Genomic DNA, 18,089 nt, shown 5'->3' on the forward strand with positions numbered 1-18,089 from the left:
GGGAACAACAATGTTCAAAAGCTGGCTTCGTACTTCAACCGTCGCTGCGGCACTGCTCGCAGCACCGCTCTCGGCCCTGGCACAGGACGCGCCGAAACAGGGTGGCGACATCGTCATTACCTACAAGGACGATATCGCCACGCTCGATCCGGCCATCGGTTACGACTGGGTCAACTGGTCGATGATCAAGAGCCTGTTCTCGCGCCTGATGGACTACAAACCCGGCACCACCGAGCTGGTGCCGTCGCTCGCCGAAACCTTCGAGGTCGCGCCGGATGGCCTCACCTATACGTTCAAGCTGCGCAAGGGCGTGAAATTCACCAACGGACGCGAGATCGTCGCCTCGGACGTGAAATATTCGATCGAACGCGCGGTCGATCCGAAGACCCAAGGACCGGGCGCCGGCTTCTTCGGCGCGATCAAGGGCTTCGACGACCTGTCGGGCGGCAAGGCGGCGACGCTTGAAGGCATCGAGGCGCCGGATGACGCGACTGTCGTCTTCCACCTATCGCGCCCGGACGCCACATTCCTGCACGTGCTCGCCGTCAACTTCGCCTCCGTCGTGCCGAAGGAAGCGGTCGAGGCTGCTGCCGGCGACTTCGGCAAGAAGCCGGTCGGCTCCGGCACCTTCATCCTCAAGGACTGGACCGTCGGCCAGAGCCTGACCTTCGAGCGCAACCCAGACTATTTCGTCAAGGACATGCCGCATATCGACAAGTTCACGGTCGAGGTTGGCCAGGAGCCGCTGGTGGCGCTCTTGCGCCTGCAGAAGGGCGAGGTCGATATTGCCGGCGACGGCATTCCGCCGGCAAAGTTTCTGGAAATCAAGAACTCGCCCGAGGGCGCCGAGATCATCGTCGACGGGCAGCAGCTGCACACCGGCTATGTCACGCTCAACACCAAGGTGAAGCCCTTCGACGACGTAAAGGTTCGTCAGGCCGTCAATATGGCGATCAACAAGGAGCGTATCACCCGCATCCTCAATGGTCGCGCGACGCCTGCCAACCAGCCGCTGCCGCCGCTAATGCCGGGTTATGACAAGGCCTTCACCGGCTATGGCTATGACGTTGAAAAGGCGAAGGCGCTGCTCGCCGAGGCCGGACATGGCGATGGTTTCGAGACGGTGCTCTATTCGACCAACACCGACCCGCAGCCACGCATCGCCCAGGCGATCCAGCAGGATCTCGCCGCCATCGGCATCAAGGCGGAAGTTCGCGCCCTTGCCCAGGCCAACGTCATCGCCGCAGGCGGCACGGAAGGCGAGGCGCCGATGATCTGGTCGGGCGGCATGGCCTGGATCGCCGACTTCCCGGATCCGTCGAACTTCTATGGCCCGATCCTTGGCTGCTCCGGTGCTGTCCAGGGCGGCTGGAACTGGTCGTGGTACTGCAACGAGGCGCTCGACAAGCGCGCGGTCGCAGCCGACTCCATGTCGGATCCGGCAAAGGCCGCCGAACGCCAGGCGGAGTGGGGCAAGATCTTCACCGACATCATGGCCGATGCGCCGTGGGTGCCGGTCACCAACGAGCGCCGCGTCGTTGCCAAGTCGCCGCGCATGGGCGGCGAGGGCGAGATCTACGTCGATCCGACCCGGGTCATCAACTACGACGCCATCTTCGTGAAGCAATAAGCGGCGGGCTCCCCGGGACGCGTTTTCGGGGAGCCTTTCTTACGTTTGGGAGAGAGTTCATGTGCGTTGCCTGCACACACACCATCCATCGCGCCAAGCACCATTTCGGCTGGAACCGCGACTTCAAGCCGACGCTGATCGCCAAGCCCGGTGAGACCATCCATTTCGAATGCCTGGATTCCTCCGGCGGCCAGCTTGGCGCCGGCTCGACGCTCGAGACCTTGGCCTCGCTCGATTTCGACAGGATCAACCCGGTGACGGGTCCTGTTTATGTCGAAGGCGCAAAACCCGGCGACGCACTGAAGGTGACGATCCGCCGCTTCGTGCCCTCGGGCGTCGGCTGGACGGCCAACATTCCGGGCTTCGGCCTGCTTGCCGATCAGTTCACCGATCCCGCGCTGCACATGTGGTCCTATGACGCCAACACCATGGCGCCGGCGCTTTACGGCCCTGGCGGGCGCGTGCCGCTGAAGCCGTTTGCCGGCACGATCGGCGTCGCACCGGCAGAACCCGGCCTGCATTCCGTCGTGCCGCCGCGCCGGGTCGGCGGCAATCTCGACATTCGCGATCTGACATCCGGCGTCACGCTCTATCTGCCGGTCGAGGTCGAGGGCGCGCTGTTTTCGATCGGCGACACGCACGCGGCGCAGGGCGACGGCGAAGTCTGCGGCACGGCGATCGAAAGCCAGATGGAGGTGGAAGCGACGATCGAACTCGTCAAGGACGCGCGTCTCGCAAGCCCCCGCTTCACCACGCCGGGTCCGGTGACCCGCCATCTGGATGCCGCCGGCTACGAGGTGACGACCGGCATCGGCCCGGATCTGATGACCGGCGCGCGCGAAAGCCTGATGCGCATGATCGACCTGCTTGGCGCCGAACACGGCTTGAGCCCGGTCGATGCCTATCTGCTCTGCTCGGTCTGCGGCGATCTCAGGATCAGCGAAATCGTCGACCAGCCGAACTGGGTCGTTTCCTTCTACTTCCCGAGGATCGTCTTTTCGTGACAACGGCAGTACCCGTGCTCGGCATCGATGGCCTCAGCGTCGATGCACTGACGCCGCAAGGACCGCGAAGGGTCCTTGATGCCGTCAGCTTCAACCTCATGAGCGGCGAGACGCTGTGCATTGCCGGCGAGAGCGGCTCGGGCAAATCCGTGACCTCGCTTGCCGTCATGGGGCTCCTGCCGAAGGCATCGCTCAGGATCGCCTCCGGCAGCATCAAGCTCGAAGGGCGCGAACTCTCGAAGCTCTCGAACAGCGCGATGCGCAGCGTGCGCGGCGGCGATGTCGCCATGGTTTTTCAGGAGCCGATGACATCGCTCAATCCGGTGATGTCGATCGGCGAGCAACTGACCGAGGCCATCCGCGAGCATCAGGGATCCGAGGGAGGAACGGCGAGCGCCGTCGCCTTGCGCATGCTGGATGCGGTGCACATCACCGAGCCGGCGCGGCGCATGACCCAACATCCGCACGAGCTTTCGGGCGGCATGCGGCAGCGCGTGATGATCGCGATGGCGCTCTCGTGCCGACCCAAGGTGCTGATCGCCGACGAGCCGACGACGGCGCTCGACGTCACCGTGCAGGCGCAGATCCTGACGCTGATGAAGGAGCTGAAGCGCGAATTCGGTGCCTCGATCGTGCTCATCACCCATGACATGGGCGTGGTCGCGCAGATGGCCGACCGGGTGGTCATCATGCAGCAGGGCCGCATCGTCGAGCAGGGCGACGTGCTGCCGATCTTCCGCTCGCCGCGCGAGCGCTACACCCAGGAGCTATTGGCGGCCGTGCCGAGGCTCGGGGCGCATGCCGGCACCGACGGCCCACCGCGTATCGCCGCCACGGCTGCGGCAGCGGTCCCGCGCACTGCAAGCCCGGTCCTTTCGGTGCGCGACCTCGCCGTCTTTTACGGCAAGAAACCGGGTGGTCTTCTGGGCGGAAAGAAGCAGGCGGCCGCCGTCAGCGACGTTTCCTTCGACATCTTCCCCGGCGAAACGCTGGGGCTCGTCGGCGAAAGCGGATCGGGCAAGTCGACCACCGGCAAGGCAGTGCTCGGCCTCATTCCATTCGATGGCGATGTGGCGATCGACGGCCAGCAGATCGGCGCGTTGTCGCAACGCCAGATGCGGCCCGTGCGCCGCTCCGCGCAGATGATCTTTCAGGATCCCTATGCCTCGCTCGACCCGCGCATGGCGGTCGGGGCGGCGATTGCCGAGCCGCTGCTCATCCATGGCATCGGCAATCGCAGCGAACGCACGGATCGCGTTGCCGATCTGCTGCGGCGTGTCGGCCTCGGGCCCGATGCCGCCAGCCGCTATCCGCACGAATTCTCCGGTGGACAGCGCCAGCGCATCTGCATTGCCCGCGCGCTGGCGGTCAACCCGAAGCTGATCGTTGCGGATGAAAGCGTGGCCGCGCTCGACGTCTCGGTTCGGGCGCGCGTGCTCGACCTGATGCTCGAACTGCAGGAGACGATGGGGCTCGCCTATCTCTTCGTCTCGCACGACATGGCTGTGATCGAGCGGATGTCGCACCATGTCGCCGTCATGCGCGGCGGCCGCATCGTCGAGATGGGAACGCGCCGGGCCGTGTTCGAGGATCCGCAGGACGCCTATACCCGGGCGCTGATGGCCGCCGTGCCGCTGCCGGACCCGCCGATGCGGAAAAGCGCCTAGAGCGATATCAGAAGAAGGCGGGTGCGGTTTTCGCCCGCATCCCGCTGCTGCTCGAAACAGCCCGGCTCGCTCATTGCGCGAGGGCTTGCGGCAACACGATGCGGGCCGAGAGGCCACCGCTCGGTCGGTTGCGCAGTTCGAGTTCGGCGCCGGTGCGGTCAAGCGCCCGCTCGACGATGCTGAGGCCGAGCCCGCTGCCGGCAGCCGCCTTGAACCGGCCGCGGAAGAAGCGCTCCGTCACGCGCGGCATTTCCTCTTCGGGGATTCCGGGACCCTCGTCGTCGATCGCCAACACCAGATGCTGATCCCGACGCTCGGCGTGGCAGCGAACCGTTGCGCCCGGTTGCGAATGGTTGACGGCGTTTTCGAGCAGGTTGCGCGCCGCGAGCCGGAAGAGGTCCGGATCCATGCTGATGCGCAGGCCGGACATCGCCGCGTCGATGACGACATCGACGCGATGGGGCTGACCGGCAAGTTCGGTCCTGAGACCTGCCAGCATCTCGCCGACATCGAAACCGGCTGCTGGCCTGGCGCTCTCGGTGGCTTCGACCGAGGCGATGTCGAGCAATTGCCGCACCAGCTTGCCGGTACGGTCCACTCCGGCGACGATCTGCCCGAGCGCCTTTTCGCGGATTTCGCCGTCGTCGCTGGCGAGTGCCACCTGCGCCTGCGTCTTCAGGCCGGCGAGCGGCGTGCGCAATTCGTGGGCGGCAAAGGCGATGAAGTTCTGCTCGCGCTCGCGGGCGCCGGCAACGCGGGCAAAAAGGCCGTTCAGCGATTTCAGCACTGGGCTGATCTCGCGCGTCGTGCCGGTATCCTCGATCGCGTGCAGGTCGGAAGCTTCGCGCGCGGCGAGGTCGCCGGCAAGCTTGCGCAGCGGCGCGAGGCCGCGCCCGACGCAAAGCCAGATCAAGACGGCCAGAAGCGGAATGATCAGCAGCGCCGGCAGTAGCAGCCCCTTGACCAGGTCGTTGACCAGCCGGTCGCGGATGCGCAGGTTGTCGCCGACGAGCACGCGCACGCCGAGGCTGGCATTCTCCACCGCAAAGACGCGCCAGGTCTCGCCGTTGATGACGGTTTCGGAGAAGCCCATCGCATGGGGCGCAAGCGTCGTGTCGGGTGCGCTGTCCGACTTGCCGATCAAGGTTCCATCCAGCGACCAGATCTGACAGGAGAGCTGGCGGTCGTAATGCGGGTGCTCCAGCAGCGGGATCCGGATCGCGCTCTGTGCCGGGCGGCTGGCGGGGGTGTCGCCTTCTTCCTTCATCATGTCGGGGCTGACGATCAGCGAATTCACCATGCGCGCCGCCTCCATCAGCCGCGCGTCGAGCACGCGCTCCACTTCGGCGCGGGTGCTGAGGAAGATCCAGACGGTGGCCGACAGCCACAGAAGGCCCGTCGTGATCAGGAGGATGGCGAAAAGCCGGGCGCGCAGCGATTGCATCAGCCGGCTCCGCCCAGCCGGTAGCCGATGCCGCGGACGGTTTCGATCAGTCCCGGGCCGAGCTTGTTGCGCAGATGGTGGATGTGCACCTCGACGGCATTGCTCTCGATTTCCTCCTGCCAGCCGTAGAGTTTGTCCTCCAGCTTGGTCTTGGAGAAAATCACCCCCGGGTGCGCCATCAGCGTATGCAGGATGGAGTATTCGCGCCGCGACAGCTGCACCGGCTTGCCCGCCTGTTCCACCGATTGCCTGGCCGGATCGAGCCTGAGCGTCGACCATTCCAGCGCGGCGGTCGCCCGGCCGCTGGAGCGTCGGGCCAGCGCCCGAAGCCGGGCGGCGACCTCGTCGAGGTCGAAGGGTTTGCCGAGATAGTCGTCGGCGCCGGTGTCGAGGCCGGCGACGCGGTCGCGCACGGTGTCGCGTGCGGTCAATAGCAGCACCGGAATGTCGCTCTGCCTGGCGCGCAGGTCCCGCAGGATGTCGAGGCCGGAGCCGTCGGGCAGCATCAGGTCGAGCACGACCGCGTCGAAGCCGTTGGCGGCAAGCGCCGTCGCGGCTGCGTCGCACGTGCCGACGGCATCGGTGGTGAAGCCCGCCAGCGCCAGGCCGACCTTCAGGCCGTCTCTAAGGATATCGTCGTCTTCGACGATCAGGACTCGCATCGCTACTCCTAACATTTCTGAGAGCGCGATCCTTTAACCGCTCCCTTAAGGCAGCCTTAAGGTAGAACTTCCCTCTGAGGCGGCATTGCAACAATCGAATCGTTGAATGCCCGATATGACCGAAGCACACGAGCCTTCTTCTTCCACGGCCGATCACAAGACCGGCATCACACTGACCCGCCGCGGCCTCGTCGTCGGCGTGGCCTCGCTGTTCGTCACCGGCTGCGCGACCGCCCGCCCGACGCCGGCGGTGGTGCCGGCGGCCATAATGCCCGTCCGCCCGGCAGCCGGGCGCACGGTGCCGCCGATGTACTATGCGATGCCCGACGAACAGTTTCCGATCCCCGAGGTGAAGATCGCCGAGGTCGATCCGAAGTTCTGGCGGCAGGAGGTGGATTATCCGACCAGCGAACGGCCCGGCACGCTGATCGTCGATACGCCGGCGAAGTACCTCTATCACGTGCTGCCGGGCGGCCGGGCGATGCGCTACGGCATCGGCGTCGGGCGCGAGGGCTTTGCCTGGTCGGGCCGGGCGATCGTCGCTTACAAGCGCAAATGGCCGCGCTGGACGCCGCCCGACGAGATGGTGGCGCGCCAGCCGAAACTCGAACCCTACAGCATCGCCAATGGCGGCATGCCTCCGGGCATCAAGAACCCGCTCGGCGCCCGGGCGCTCTATATCCACAAGGACGGCAAGGACACGCTCTACCGCATCCACGGCAGTCCCGAGGCGTTTTCGATCGGCAAGGCGGTTTCTTCCGGCTGTATTCGCCTGCTCAACCAGGATGTCGTCTACCTTCACGATCAGGTCCGCGACGGCAGCACCATCGTCGTCATTCCGGATCCGACCAAGGGCGACATGGCGATCGGTTAGGCGAGCGCAGGCGGCGAGCGCGGGAATTCTGCAACACTTCGAAGATGAGTCCCGCCTCGCGCAAGCGATCCACGCCAAAGAAAGATTTTCACCACATTTCGGTCACGGTTCGGCCCAACAGCCTTGGGCCTCCCCTCGGATCCTCCCAACCGAAATCTCCAACCCTGGAATGAATTAAAGTGTCGATGAATTTGTCCCGCCGGTCGCTGCTCGCGGTGGTCGCCAGCTCTGTTTTGAGCGCCTGCACGCAGATCCCGAAACCCGAACCGAAACCGAAGCTGATCGAACCGATCGCCGGTGACGGCGGCTCGCCGGAGAAGGCGGCGGATGCGGCGGGCGTGCCGACGAAGACCTTCGACTATGCGAAGGTCTACGCCCCGGTGAAGGACGAAGGCTACGACGTTCCGGGCATCCAGTACACCGAAATCAAGTCCCAGTTTCTGCGCCAGGAAGTGGCCTACGCCACCAACGAGCCGCCCCATTCGATCGTCGTCGATACCAACACGATGTTCCTCTACTACGTGCTGCCGGGCGGCCGTGCGATCCGCTACGGCGTCGGTCTCGGCGCGGCCGGCCGCGCCTGGAAGGGCCGCGCCGTGGTGCAGTGGAAGCGCAAATGGCCGCGCTGGACCGTGCCGGACGACATGGTCGCGCGCCAGCCACATCTCAAGAAGTACGGCATCGATGCCGGCGGCATGGATCCGGGCCTCGACAACCCGCTCGGCGCCCGCGCCATGTATATTTTCCAGAACGGGCAGGACACGCTCTACCGCATCCACGGCTCGCCGCAGTGGCGCTCGATCGGCAAGAATGCGTCGGCCGGCTGCGTGCGCATGCTGCAGCAGGATGCGATCGACCTCTATGATCGCGTCAGAGGCAAGACGCCGCTGCTCGTCCTGTAACGGGCGACACTCTGGCGGAATTTCATCGCCCTTGCCGGACGGATTGCCTCAGAGCGGCTGCGGAAGCGGCAGCCCGTCCGGTCCCATCAGCATATAGTCCGGCGACCGCCGCACCGGCTGTGAGTCCGGCAACGGTTGCCCATCCGGCAGGGGCTGCGCGTTCTGCATCGGCTGGGACTGCACCATGCCACCGCCCGAGAGGTCGGTGACCACGATCGGCGTGCCGTTCGGCACGCGGTTGTAGAGATCGACGACATCCTGGTTGATCATGCGCACGCAGCCCGACGACACCGACTTGCCGATCGTCCACCATTCCGGCGAACCGTGAATGCGGTAGAGCGTGTCTTCGCCGTTCTGGAAGATGTACATGGCGCGGGCGCCGAGCGGGTTCTTGAGGCCGGGATCCATGCCGCCCGCCTCGATGCTGAATTGCTGCAGCTCGGGCTGGCGCGCCACCATCTCGTTCGGCGGCTTCCAGCGCGGCCATTCGCGCTTGTACTGGATGACACCGCGGCCGGCCCAGGCGAAACCGGCGCGCCCGAGGCCGACGCCGTAGCGCATCGCCTGGCCGCCTTCATAGACCCGATAGAGAAAGTGGCTGCCGACGTCGACGACCAGCGTTCCCGGCTTTTCACCGGTCGGATCGGCGACCATCTGGCGATAGAAGCGCGGATCGATCTTCTCGTAGGGAATGGCCGGCAGCGGGTAGGTCTCGTTCGGCTTCTCGCCGTACATGTCGGCCAGGAACGTATTGGTCTCGGGAACCGGTTCCGGCGCGTAGGAGCGCGTCACCGTGGGCCGCGGCGAGGCGCAGCCGGCGAGACCAGCGGCCGCCAACCCGGCGGAAAGCTGCAGGAAGGCGCGGCGGCGGATCTCTCTTTCGGGCATGGAATCCTCGATCGTCCTCTATTCGCTACCGGCGATGCAACCGACCCTTTAAGTCAATTGTGCGTCGCCAGCCGACGGAACGATCACAGGCCGGCGTAAGGGTCCGCCAGCGCCGCTTCGGGTCGGCTGATAGGATACTTAGTTCCCGAGATCTTCGCGGCCAGCTTTTCAGCGCCGTTTTTCTCAAGAAGCGCCCGGAAGCTCGGATGCATGCCGCCATCGACATAGGCGTTGATGGGCGCCGAGGTCTGATTGGCAATCATGCCGGCGAGCTTGGCGTCCTCCGATTGCAGCCGCGCCACCAGTCCGGCATCGGGCGTGGAGATCGCCGCCGGGCAGGCGGCAAGCGGGTCGGACGGTTCGCCATCGGCAAAATCGGTGTTGAAGACGTAGCGGCGGCCGCAGGCCGCAACCTTCGGCTGGCGCTTCGTCGCCTCGAAGATGTCGTAGCCCTGCTTGATGTTCTTCCAGAAATCGAAGTTCGGGTCGCCGCGGTGCTTGGCCATGTTCTCCGCCGTCATGCGGAAGGGATAGGCCTGCACCTGGAACGTGCCCTGGCCGCCGGCGAGCGCGCGCTGCACCACGGCATAGATTTCGCCGACGCCCTGGTCGGTCATGGCGTAGCAACCGGACGACGAACAGGCGCCGTGCACCATCAGCGCCTCACCGGTGTAGCCGAGCGCCGATTCCAGCCGGTTCGGGTAGCCGAGGTTAAACGACAGGAAATATTGCGATTTCGGGTTCAGCATGCCGGCCGAGACGTGGTAGAAACCTTCCGGCGCCTGACGATCGCCCGACTTCGTCTTCGGGCCGAGTTTTCCGGACCAGCGGCACATGGGGTAGCTCTTCAACAGGGCGTACTGGCCTTGCTTGTTCTGCTTCCAGACCTCGAGTTCGCTTTCCTGCTTGAAGATGCGGATCAGCACCGGGCTTTCCGGCTTGCTGCCGTTCTTTGCCATGGCGGCGATCAGCTTTGCCGGGATCGGCGGCGGCTCGCGCACGTCGTCGGCGTCGAGCGCCATGCAGCCGGACAGCGCCAGAGCCATCGCGCCGATCGCCAGGGCATGCCGCATCCGTCGCAGCTGCGCGAATATCCTGCCGGCCTGGGGTGTCTCGGAAGAAGGGCTGTTGATCGTCTCGCGCCGCATGCGGGCTCCTGGAAATGCTTCCGCCACCAAGCGTCCTTCGTGTGGCGCGGGTGCCGACCCGAAGCGTTCGACGCAGTTCGGTTCAGCCTTGAGTTCAGCGATTAAGCGGTGACAGCCCTGGCTGCAAGCCTTTGTCCCTGGCACTCGCGATCAACAATTCTTGAACGCGCGCCGCCATAGCTGACCGCCGATTGGGTCGATGTTGAGACAAGATGGTGAATTTTTTCTCAACGCGGGCGCCGGAAAGGTCCCGATGCTTCAGTCCCGCGGTTCGCTGGCGGGTGCATAGACGGTCTTCTGCTTGAAGGCGAAGACGTTGCCGCAGCGGCAGCGCACCATGTGCTTGGCGGGGTCGGGAGAATTGCGCTCGGTGGAGAAGCCCTTCGGCATCACGTCGATGGTAAAGCCGCGACTGCTGCCCTTGCCGCTGTCGTTTTCCGACGCTTCGGCGAAGCCGGCGGCTCCACACTTGGCGCATTCCAGCTTTCTCGAATACCGATCCCGCGATGCCATGTTCAATCACACTCGATAGCGCTGCCGCATCCAGAAGGGGGGGCGGCGGTGCTGGGGTTGCCCGAAACACCGAACTATAGGAGCTGGCTCCCCGTTTCAAGTTTGCCGATGACGGCTTGGCGGCTGTGCGCCCTAGCGATAGCCGGTCGCGTCCGCCGGGTTGTTCGCTTCCATCACCTCGCGCATATAGCGCCAGCAATCGGGCCGCGAGCCGTCGAGATCGGTGAAGCCGTAGACCTGCGCCAGCCCGCCGCTCGACAGCGACTGGCCGTTCCAGCGGGCCTTGTCCGGATCGGCCGCGAGCGCCGCAATGGCGCGGCCGACGAAGCGCGGTGTTTCCGAAATGACGAAATGCGGCTGGTTTTTCGTGGCGTCGTGCCAGTTGTCTTCCCCGACCTCGAAATGTTCGAGCATCATCTCCGAGCGCATCCACCCGGGCGTGATCGAAACCGCGGTGGCGCCGTGCGGTGAAAGGTCCTTGGCGTGAGCCCAGGCCATGCGGTTGGCCGAAACCTTGGCGAGATCGTAGAAAGGCGACAGCCGGTAGTTCTCGGCATTGTATTCGGCGGTGCCGTCGGTCACCTCGACCAAGAGGCCGCCGGGTTTCTCGATCATCAGCGGCAGGGCGTAGTGGGCGGTGATCAGGTGGGTATCGACACCCAGATGCAGAAGCTTCAGTCCGTTTTCGAGATTGTGCCCCCAGACCGGCTTGTTCCACTCGAACAGCAATTCGCCGCCCCAGACGTCGTTGACGAGGATGTCGAGCCGTCCCTGTTCATTGCGGATGCGCTCGACGAGCGCCTTGACCTGCTCCGGTTGCAGATGGTCGACCTGGACGGGAATGCCCTTGCCGCCGAGGCTGGTGACGATCTCGGCGGTTTCCTCGATCGTTTCGGGACGCCTGTATTCGGACTGCTGTTGCCGCGTCGTACGACCGGTCACGTAGACCGTGGCGCCGGCGGCACCGAGTTCGGTCGCGATGCCGCGCCCGCCGCCGCGCGTCGCGCCAGCGACGAGGGCGACTTTGCCTTCTAGCGTCATGATTTTTCTCCTTCATGGCCGATTGCCAACTGGCGTTTTCCGGCTGGTATGATATATAAATGATTGTTCGGTTATAAATGAGAGTCAAGATGCCTCGCCCAAAAACGATGCCAGACGAAGAAGTGCTGGCCGCCGCCTTCGCATTGATGCGGGCCGATGGTCCAGATGGCTTGACCTTCGCGGCGCTGGCTGCACGCACAGGTCTTTCCGGCGCCACCCTGGTGCAGCGCTTTGAAAACAAGACGAAGCTGATCCAGCGGGCGCTCATCCAGGCCTGGGATGGGCTGGACGGGCAGACGACGGAGCTGATGGCGAGCGTGCCGCGAACGCCGGAGGGCGCTGTCGCGCTGCTGGTGGGTCTCTCGGGCGATTATGGCGGTATCGACAGTTATGCCGACGACCTCAGAATTCTTCGGGAAGACCTGCGCGATCCTTTGCTGCGTGCCCGCGGCGCGAAATGGCGCGACGTGCTCTCGGGCGTGCTCGACGAATGTCTCGCCGGCCTGCCCGCTGCGAGCCCGGGCCTCGGTCTTTTGATGGCGTCGCAATGGCAGGGATCGTTGCTCTGGTGGAGTTTCGACCCGAAAATGCCGGTGACGGCCTTTGTCGAGCAGAGCCTGACGCGTTTCGTCGAAGCCTTCGCACGGCGGCCGGAGGGCTGAGTTCGACGGCGGCGCCCCGCTCACCGGGCTGTCAAATCGCCGTGAGATGGCCGTGCAGTGGATGACGGCGGCGCAAGCCGGTCTTAGATGCTGATCCATGATCAGATTTGCCGCAGTCATCGTCGCCCGCTTCGCCGCCTTGGTCCTCGTCGTCTCGACGCTCGTCGCCATGCCGGCCGTGGCCCAGACGCCATCGCCGGTTTCGGCCTTGCTGGACGAACTGGCCTCGCGGCCGGATCTTGATCCTCTGAAGACCGTAATCGTCGCGCGCAACGGCAAGATCGTTGCCGAGCGCGGTTACGGTCGCAACCGTGTGACGGACTCGACCAACATCAAGTCGGCCTCGAAATCGATTATCTCGGCGCTGGTCGGCATCGCTATCGACAAGGGGCTGCTCGAGGGGCCGGATCAGAAGATCGCGCCGATCCTGAAGGCGGACCTGCCGGCCTCGCCGGATCCGCGCATCAACGACATCACCATCGGCCACTTGCTTTCGATGCAGGCGGGGCTTGGTCGTCTCTCGGGGCCGAACTACGGTCGATGGGTCGCCAGCCGCAACTGGGTGCGCACCGCGCTCGCCCAGCCCTTCGACGACGATCCGGGCGGCGAGATGCTCTATTCCACCGCCTCCACCCATCTGCTTTCGGCGATCCTGACGAAGGTCAGCGGCAAGTCGACCCTGACGTTGGCGCGCGAGTGGCTGGGGCCGCTGGAAGGCTTCTGCATCGGGGCCTGGGACCGCGATCCGCAAGGCATCTACTTGGGCGGCAACCAGATGGCGATGAGCCCGCGCTCGCTGCTGGCCTTCGGCGAACTCTACCGCAATGGCGGGCGCACCGCGTCAGGCCAGCAACTGGTCTCGGCAGGGTGGATTGCGGCCTCCTGGCAGCATCGCACCAATTCGCGCTTCTCCGGCGACGAATACGGCTATGGCTGGTTCGAGCGCCAGATCGCCGGCGAGGAGGTGCATTTCGCCTGGGGCTATGGCGGCCAGATGCTCTACATCATCCCGAGCCTTGATCTGACCGTGGTGATGACCTCGGCCGAAAGCGGCCCGTCTGCCCGCAACGGCTACCGCGACGCGCTGCATCTGGTGCTTCGCGAGATCATCACGAAGGTGAAGGCCGAACCGGAAACGGACGGGTGACGAGGCTTCGGCCGCGCTGGCTCGACGCTGCTCCGCGTCAGGCCAGCAACGGTTCCACGATGCCGAGCAGGCATTCGATCGCAGCTTCATCTCTTCGCACGTCCTCGGACGCTTCGAATTCCGCGAGCTCTATGCCGGCGATCTGCTCTTTCGGGATCGCCGCGAAGATGGTGCGCAAGGTCTGCGGATAGAGGCCATCGCTGATCGCATAGGCGGCCGGCACATGGTTCGGCTCGAGCACGTCCCAATCGACATGGATCCAGACCGGCGCATCGCCGATCAACGAAAGAATGGCCTCCGGCGTCGCTTCCGCGGGGGGTACGATGCGCACGCCCGCCTGCTGCAACAGATGCATCTCCGCGGGATCGATGTCGCGCGCGCCGACGATGACAACCTTTTCCGGGTTCAGCCCGCTGCCGTGGCCGCTTTCCCAAAGCCCGCAGGCGGCGGCCAGCACCATGCCGCCGAGATAGCCGCTTTCGGTTGTCTGAGGCGTGTTGAAATCGCCATGGGCGTCGATCCAGAGCAACACCGCGTCGGCGCGTTCCCGCGCAACGACAGGCAGTGTCGCAAGGCTGGCGGAGCAGGTATTGGTGATGAAAAGCGGTTTGTCGCCACGTTGCAGTGTTGCGGCAATCGCCGCCTGCAGGCCCGCCAGGGTCTCCCCGGCCTCGGGCAGGCTTGCCGACCAATCGTCTTCCTTCGCCGGCGACGGGCTGCCGATAGTGATCGGCTGCAGCCCGGTGCACTTGCCCAGAGCTTCTGCCGTCAGGGCCGCCCCGGGGATGGCGCCAGGCGTTCTGTCGGCGATGCGTCCCTGGGAGACGACGAGTTCGTAGGGCACGAGCATTCTCCTTATTTTTCTTCGGGCGTTTACACCGGCCTTTTCGCGCGCCGCGAGGCCGCCTGTTCGGGCGTTTTTGGCGGATGTGTCGGGATTGGCCTGAAAGGGAAGCCTCGAAGAATCGATATATCTGTTTGGATATATCGATATCGCGCTGCGGTCGCAATTTCATTGGGGCGAGCGTTAACGCGATTGCTGTGCACGGGGCGCCGCGATCGCCAAAGTTGCCCGGCCGTTTGGCGCGGCGCGGCATGCTGCCGAAATTTCAGAAGTGAGGGGTGCTTGCCGCAATCTGTGTCGCGGCAAGCGATTTCACTTGGATCGACGACCGTGGCGGTTAGCCGCCAAAGCCTTCGATGACGATCTTGCCCTTGGCGGCCCCGGTCTCGATGCGGCGATGCGCTTCGCGCAGGTTCGCGGCGTTGATCGGCGAGAGCACCTCGGCAAGCGTCGTCTTCAGCCGTCCGGCGTCGATCTCGTCGGCGACGAAGCTGAGCAGACGATGTTGCTCGATCATGTCTGATGTCTGGTGCATCGGACGGGCGAACATGAACTCCCAGTGCAGGCTCGCCGCCTTGGTCTTCATGCCGGCCATCGGCATCGGCACGTCGGTGTTGTCGATCGAGACGATACCGCCTTGCGGCCGGATCAGCTCGACGGCGTCGTCCCAGTGGCGCATGTCGTTGAAGATGGCGATGTGATTGACATGGGTAAAGCCGAGCGCCCGGACCTGCGCGACCAATGGTTCGCGATGGCTGACCACGTGGTCGGCGCCGAGTTCCTTGACCCAGGCGATGGTTTCCGGCCGCGATGCGGTGGCGATGACGGTGAGGCCGGCGCGCTTTGCCAATTGGATGCCGATCGAGCCGACGCCGCCGGCGCCGCCGACGATGAGGATCGACTGGCCGCGGTCGGCGCCGTCCCGGTCGATGCCGAGCCGGTCGAAGAAGGCCTCATAGGCGGTGATCGTCGTCAATGGCAGGGCGGCCGCTTCCGCAAAGGAGAGGGTCTTCGGCTTGCGCCCGACGATGCGCTCGTCGACCAGTTGATACTGCTGGTTGGATCCCGACCGCGTCAGGTCGCCGGCGTAGTAGACGGCGTCTCCAGGCTGGAACAGCGTCACGTCAGGGCCGACGGCCTCGACGATGCCGCTTGCATCCCAGCCGAGCACGCGCGGCGTTTCCTCGACCTTGTCCTTCGGGGCGCGCATCTTCACGTCGACGGGATTGACCGCGACGGCGTGGACGGTGACCAGGATGTCATGCCCCTTGGGTTCCGGCTTCGGGAGTTCGACATCGAGGAAACTCTCCGGGTCGGAAACCGGGAGATAGCGGGTGAGGGCGACAGCTTTCATGAGTTGCTCCTTTTTGGGGTGAAGAGGTGTGATTGCCGCGGTCATGCCACGCGCTCGAGTGCCGGATAGTTAGAGTAGCCTTCGGCGTTACCGCCGAAAAGCGTGGCCTTGTCGAAGGTTGCGAGCGGCAGCCCGTCTTTCAGCCGGCGCGGCAGGTCCGGATTGGCGATGAACGGGCGGCCGAAGGCGACGATGTCGGCAAGGCCGGCGGCAAGGATCGCCTCGGCCTTGTTACGATCATAGCGGCCGGCGAGGATGATACGGCCGGAATAGGCGGAGCGCAGTTCGCGGCGGAAGTCGTCCGGGATAACGGGCGCATCGTCCCAATCGGCTTCCACCAGATGGATATAGGCAAGACCGACGCGGTCGATTTCACGCGCGGCTTTCAGGATCGTCGGGATGATCTCGTCGTCCTCCATGTTGCGCTGGGTGATATAGGGCGAAAGCCGGATGCCGACGCGGGAGGCGCCGATCTCGCCGGTAACCGCCTCGGCGACCTCGACCAGGAAGCGGATGCGGTTTTCGGCCGGGCCGCCATAGCGGTCGTCGCGTCGGTTGGACGAGCGCCGCAGGAACTGGTCGATCAGGTAGCCGTTGGCGCCATGGATCTCGACGCCGTCAAAGCCGGCTTCGATGGCGTTTGCTGCCGCCTGGCGGAAATCCTCGACGATGCCGGCGATCTCGCTCAGCGCCAAGGCGCGCGGCACGGGGCTGTCGACCATCGCGCCGATGCCGGTTTCCGGATCGGCCACCCAGACCTTTGCGTCCGGCGAAATCGCGGACGGTGCGACCGGGCTGGCGCCGTCGTGGAAACTCTCATGGCTCATGCGGCCGACATGCCAGAGCTGCAGCACGATGCGGCCTCCGGCCCGGTGCACGGCGTCGGTGACGAGCCGCCAGCCGGCGATCTGCTCGGGAGAGTGGATGCCGGGCGTAAACGAGTAGCCCTGGCCCTGCGCCGAGATCTGGGTGGCCTCGGTGACGATGAGCCCGGCCGAGGCGCGCTGAGCATAGTACTCGGCCATCAGGGCGTTGGGCACGTTGCCCGGCTGGCTGCTGCGCGCCCGCGTCATCGGCGCAAGCGCAATACGGTTGGGCAGGGTCAGCGATCCGAGCGAGATCGGAGAAAAGAGCGATGGCATGGTGAAATCCTTGGTGAGGGGCAGTCGCCGGGCGACCGGGCAAAGCGTGGGGAGGCGCGTCAGTTGATCAGCGCGCCGCCTTCGATGTCGATCACCGAGCCGGTGACGAAGGGATTGTCGATGGCGAAGAGATAGCCTTGGGCGATATCTTCGGGTTGCCCGGCGCGGCCGGCAGGGAGGGTCGCTGCAGCGCGATCGAACATCGCGTCGCGCGCCTCGCCGGTCATGCCGGCATAGGCTTCCGTCCGCGTCAGGCCGGGGCTGACGACGTTCACCCGCAGCGGGGCCAACTCCTTGGCCATGACCTTGGCGGTCGCTTCGAGCGCCGCGTTCATCGCCGTCTTGACGAAGGTGCCGGGGACCGTTCGGCGGGCGAGGAAACCCGAGGTGAAGGTGATCGTACCGCCGGCGCGCATGTATCGGGCAGCCTCCCGAGCGACCACGACCGATCCCCAGAACTTGATGTCGAAAGCCGCCTTGGCGGCATCGAGATCGACATCGCTCACCTTGCCGCCGGGCGCGGCGGAGCCGGCGGTCATGATCAGGTGGTCGATCGGCCCGAGCCTGCGGAAATAGGCAGCCACTGCTGCGGTATCGGCAAGATCGAGACCGGTGGCGCGGCTGGCGATCTCCACCCGGCCCGGGCGCTTGGCAAGCGCCTTGGCGACGGCGGCGCCGATGCCGCTGGTGCCGCCGATGACGACGGAGACGGTGGTGTCAGTGAAGGTCATGGTCATTCTCCGGGATAAAGGGTGGGAACCGGTTCGGAAAAGACGGCTTCGAGCAGCGGTCCGCCGGGTGCGCGCAGGAACAGCCGCCGCTCGCCGATATCGGTAAGGTCCATGGTCGAATAGGGAATGGCGAGCCGGTCGAGCCTGGCGCGAAAGGCGGCGTAGCCTTCCAGCCGAAAGCCGACATGATCGATCGCTTCGGCCGCCCGCTCGAAGCCCATGCCGCGGCTGCCGATGATGTGAACGATCGGCTTGCCTTCGGCATAGAGCCAGCAGCCGGGGATGTGTCGGATTGCGGCCGGACGTTCCCCGATGGTGAGATCGAAGACCGTTTCGAAGAACGCGCGCGTTCCGTCGATATCGGCAGTGCGAATGGTGACATGGTCGAGCTGCATCACGCGTCTCCTTTCGTTTCGGAATTTAGCGCTTGCGGCGC

At 65.1% G+C, this 18,089-nt stretch carries 18 protein-coding genes; 7 read left to right on the forward strand and 11 right to left on the reverse strand.

Annotated features, from left to right (window positions below; genetic code table 11):
- The first annotated feature begins 10 nt into the window (after positions 1-10).
- From M2267_RS16955 to M2267_RS16965, 3 genes are read left to right on the forward strand one after another with little or no spacing between them, the layout of a single operon-like run.
- Positions 11-1,630: an ABC transporter substrate-binding protein gene (locus M2267_RS16955; RefSeq protein WP_429115652.1), complete on the forward strand. Its 1,620-nt coding sequence runs from the start codon at positions 11-13 to the stop codon at positions 1,628-1,630.
- Positions 1,631-1,689: 59 nt separating this feature from the next.
- On the forward strand, positions 1,690-2,634 hold the full coding sequence (locus tag M2267_RS16960) for an acetamidase/formamidase family protein (protein ID WP_192450159.1): 945 nt from the start codon (positions 1,690-1,692) through the stop codon (positions 2,632-2,634).
- Entirely contained in the window at positions 2,631-4,301 is a 1,671-nt protein-coding gene (locus M2267_RS16965; RefSeq protein ID WP_429115653.1) for an ABC transporter ATP-binding protein, read from the forward strand. The genes M2267_RS16960 and M2267_RS16965 overlap by 4 nt, the downstream gene beginning before the upstream one ends.
- A gap of 70 nt (positions 4,302-4,371) precedes the next feature.
- Here M2267_RS16965 and M2267_RS16970 read toward each other — a convergent pair whose 3' ends face one another.
- Together M2267_RS16970 and M2267_RS16975 are read right to left on the reverse strand one after the other, a co-directional pair.
- On the reverse strand, positions 4,372-5,745 hold the full coding sequence (locus M2267_RS16970) for an ATP-binding protein (protein ID WP_429115654.1): 1,374 nt from the start codon (positions 5,743-5,745) through the stop codon (positions 4,372-4,374).
- Positions 5,745-6,407, reverse strand: a complete 663-nt coding sequence (locus M2267_RS16975) for a response regulator (RefSeq protein ID WP_429115656.1) — start codon at positions 6,405-6,407, stop codon at positions 5,745-5,747. Before M2267_RS16975 ends, M2267_RS16970 begins: the two co-directional genes overlap by 1 nt.
- A 115-nt stretch (positions 6,408-6,522) precedes the next feature.
- Between M2267_RS16975 and M2267_RS16980 the strand changes: the two genes are divergently transcribed.
- Both M2267_RS16980 and M2267_RS16985 read left to right on the forward strand, forming a co-directional pair.
- The gene (locus tag M2267_RS16980) at positions 6,523-7,281 is read left to right on the forward strand and encodes a L,D-transpeptidase (RefSeq protein WP_429115658.1); all 759 of its coding nucleotides are present in this window, start codon (positions 6,523-6,525) and stop codon (positions 7,279-7,281) included.
- A 185-nt stretch (positions 7,282-7,466) separates the two neighbouring features.
- A complete protein-coding gene (locus M2267_RS16985; protein WP_043622551.1) occupies positions 7,467-8,183 on the forward strand; it encodes a L,D-transpeptidase in 717 nt (238 codons plus the stop codon).
- 48 nt (positions 8,184-8,231) lie between these two features.
- Here the strand turns inward: M2267_RS16985 and M2267_RS16990 are convergent, their stop codons facing one another.
- The 4 genes from M2267_RS16990 to M2267_RS17005 all read right to left on the reverse strand — a co-directional run bounded on the left by M2267_RS16990 (position 8,232) and on the right by M2267_RS17005 (position 11,773).
- Positions 8,232-9,071, reverse strand: a complete 840-nt coding sequence (locus M2267_RS16990) for a L,D-transpeptidase (RefSeq protein ID WP_082006150.1) — start codon at positions 9,069-9,071, stop codon at positions 8,232-8,234.
- A gap of 83 nt (positions 9,072-9,154) precedes the next feature.
- The gene (locus M2267_RS16995; protein WP_429115912.1) at positions 9,155-10,144 is read right to left on the reverse strand and encodes a hypothetical protein; all 990 of its coding nucleotides are present in this window, start codon (positions 10,142-10,144) and stop codon (positions 9,155-9,157) included.
- Between the two features lie 333 nt (positions 10,145-10,477).
- On the reverse strand, positions 10,478-10,732 hold the full coding sequence (locus M2267_RS17000; protein WP_429115661.1) for a hypothetical protein: 255 nt from the start codon (positions 10,730-10,732) through the stop codon (positions 10,478-10,480).
- Positions 10,733-10,864: 132 nt separating this feature from the next.
- Complete coding sequence (locus M2267_RS17005) at positions 10,865-11,773, reverse strand: SDR family oxidoreductase (protein ID WP_429115663.1); 909 nt, start codon at positions 11,771-11,773, stop codon at positions 10,865-10,867.
- Positions 11,774-11,862: 89 nt separating this feature from the next.
- On the opposite strand from M2267_RS17005, the gene M2267_RS17010 reads away from it, so the two are divergent.
- Positions 11,863-12,435: a TetR/AcrR family transcriptional regulator gene (locus M2267_RS17010; RefSeq protein WP_429115665.1), complete on the forward strand. Its 573-nt coding sequence runs from the start codon at positions 11,863-11,865 to the stop codon at positions 12,433-12,435.
- Positions 12,436-12,604: 169 nt separating this feature from the next.
- Positions 12,605-13,582: a serine hydrolase domain-containing protein gene (locus M2267_RS17015; RefSeq protein ID WP_429115914.1), complete on the forward strand. Its 978-nt coding sequence runs from the start codon at positions 12,605-12,607 to the stop codon at positions 13,580-13,582.
- Between the two features lie 37 nt (positions 13,583-13,619).
- Here the strand turns inward: M2267_RS17015 and M2267_RS17020 are convergent, their stop codons facing one another.
- The 5 genes from M2267_RS17020 to M2267_RS17040 form a co-directional block, all read right to left on the reverse strand.
- Positions 13,620-14,426, reverse strand: coding sequence for an arginase family protein (locus M2267_RS17020; RefSeq protein WP_429115667.1), 807 nt, complete (start codon positions 14,424-14,426; stop codon positions 13,620-13,622).
- A 337-nt stretch (positions 14,427-14,763) separates the two neighbouring features.
- Positions 14,764-15,780, reverse strand: a complete 1,017-nt coding sequence (locus M2267_RS17025; RefSeq protein ID WP_429115669.1) for a zinc-binding alcohol dehydrogenase family protein — start codon at positions 15,778-15,780, stop codon at positions 14,764-14,766.
- Between the two features lie 41 nt (positions 15,781-15,821).
- Positions 15,822-16,922, reverse strand: coding sequence for an alkene reductase (locus tag M2267_RS17030; protein ID WP_429115670.1), 1,101 nt, complete (start codon positions 16,920-16,922; stop codon positions 15,822-15,824).
- Between the two features lie 59 nt (positions 16,923-16,981).
- Positions 16,982-17,653 carry an SDR family oxidoreductase gene (locus M2267_RS17035; protein WP_429115672.1) on the reverse strand — a complete coding sequence of 224 codons (672 nt, stop codon included), beginning with the start codon at positions 17,651-17,653 and terminating at the stop codon, positions 16,982-16,984.
- 2 nt (positions 17,654-17,655) lie between these two features.
- Positions 17,656-18,048 carry a glyoxalase gene (locus tag M2267_RS17040; RefSeq protein WP_429115674.1) on the reverse strand — a complete coding sequence of 131 codons (393 nt, stop codon included), beginning with the start codon at positions 18,046-18,048 and terminating at the stop codon, positions 17,656-17,658.
- Positions 18,049-18,089 lie beyond the last annotated feature (41 nt).

The organism is Ensifer sp. KUDG1 (assembly GCF_050434285.1).
In the GTDB taxonomy this organism is placed as follows: domain Bacteria; phylum Pseudomonadota; class Alphaproteobacteria; order Rhizobiales; family Rhizobiaceae; genus Ensifer.

Coding starts and splice junctions, on each gene's coding strand:
- M2267_RS16990 (WP_082006150.1), bottom strand. CDS start 9,071: ATGCCCGAAAGAGAGATCCGCCGCCGCGCCTTCCTGCAGCTTTCCGCC.
- M2267_RS17000 (WP_429115661.1), bottom strand. CDS start 10,732: ATGGCATCGCGGGATCGGTATTCGAGAAAGCTGGAATGCGCCAAGTGT.
- M2267_RS16980 (WP_429115658.1), top strand. CDS start 6,523: ATGACCGAAGCACACGAGCCTTCTTCTTCCACGGCCGATCACAAGACC.
- M2267_RS16970 (WP_429115654.1), bottom strand. CDS start 5,745: ATGCAATCGCTGCGCGCCCGGCTTTTCGCCATCCTCCTGATCACGACG.
- M2267_RS17035 (WP_429115672.1), bottom strand. CDS start 17,653: ATGACCTTCACTGACACCACCGTCTCCGTCGTCATCGGCGGCACCAGC.
- M2267_RS16985 (WP_043622551.1), top strand. CDS start 7,467: ATGAATTTGTCCCGCCGGTCGCTGCTCGCGGTGGTCGCCAGCTCTGTT.
- M2267_RS16955 (WP_429115652.1), top strand. CDS start 11: ATGTTCAAAAGCTGGCTTCGTACTTCAACCGTCGCTGCGGCACTGCTC.
- M2267_RS17010 (WP_429115665.1), top strand. CDS start 11,863: ATGCCTCGCCCAAAAACGATGCCAGACGAAGAAGTGCTGGCCGCCGCC.
- M2267_RS16960 (WP_192450159.1), top strand. CDS start 1,690: ATGTGCGTTGCCTGCACACACACCATCCATCGCGCCAAGCACCATTTC.
- M2267_RS16975 (WP_429115656.1), bottom strand. CDS start 6,407: ATGCGAGTCCTGATCGTCGAAGACGACGATATCCTTAGAGACGGCCTG.
- M2267_RS17040 (WP_429115674.1), bottom strand. CDS start 18,048: ATGCAGCTCGACCATGTCACCATTCGCACTGCCGATATCGACGGAACG.
- M2267_RS17030 (WP_429115670.1), bottom strand. CDS start 16,922: ATGCCATCGCTCTTTTCTCCGATCTCGCTCGGATCGCTGACCCTGCCC.
- M2267_RS17005 (WP_429115663.1), bottom strand. CDS start 11,773: ATGACGCTAGAAGGCAAAGTCGCCCTCGTCGCTGGCGCGACGCGCGGC.
- M2267_RS16995 (WP_429115912.1), bottom strand. CDS start 10,144: ATGCGGCATGCCCTGGCGATCGGCGCGATGGCTCTGGCGCTGTCCGGC.
- M2267_RS17015 (WP_429115914.1), top strand. CDS start 12,605: ATGCCGGCCGTGGCCCAGACGCCATCGCCGGTTTCGGCCTTGCTGGAC.
- M2267_RS17025 (WP_429115669.1), bottom strand. CDS start 15,780: ATGAAAGCTGTCGCCCTCACCCGCTATCTCCCGGTTTCCGACCCGGAG.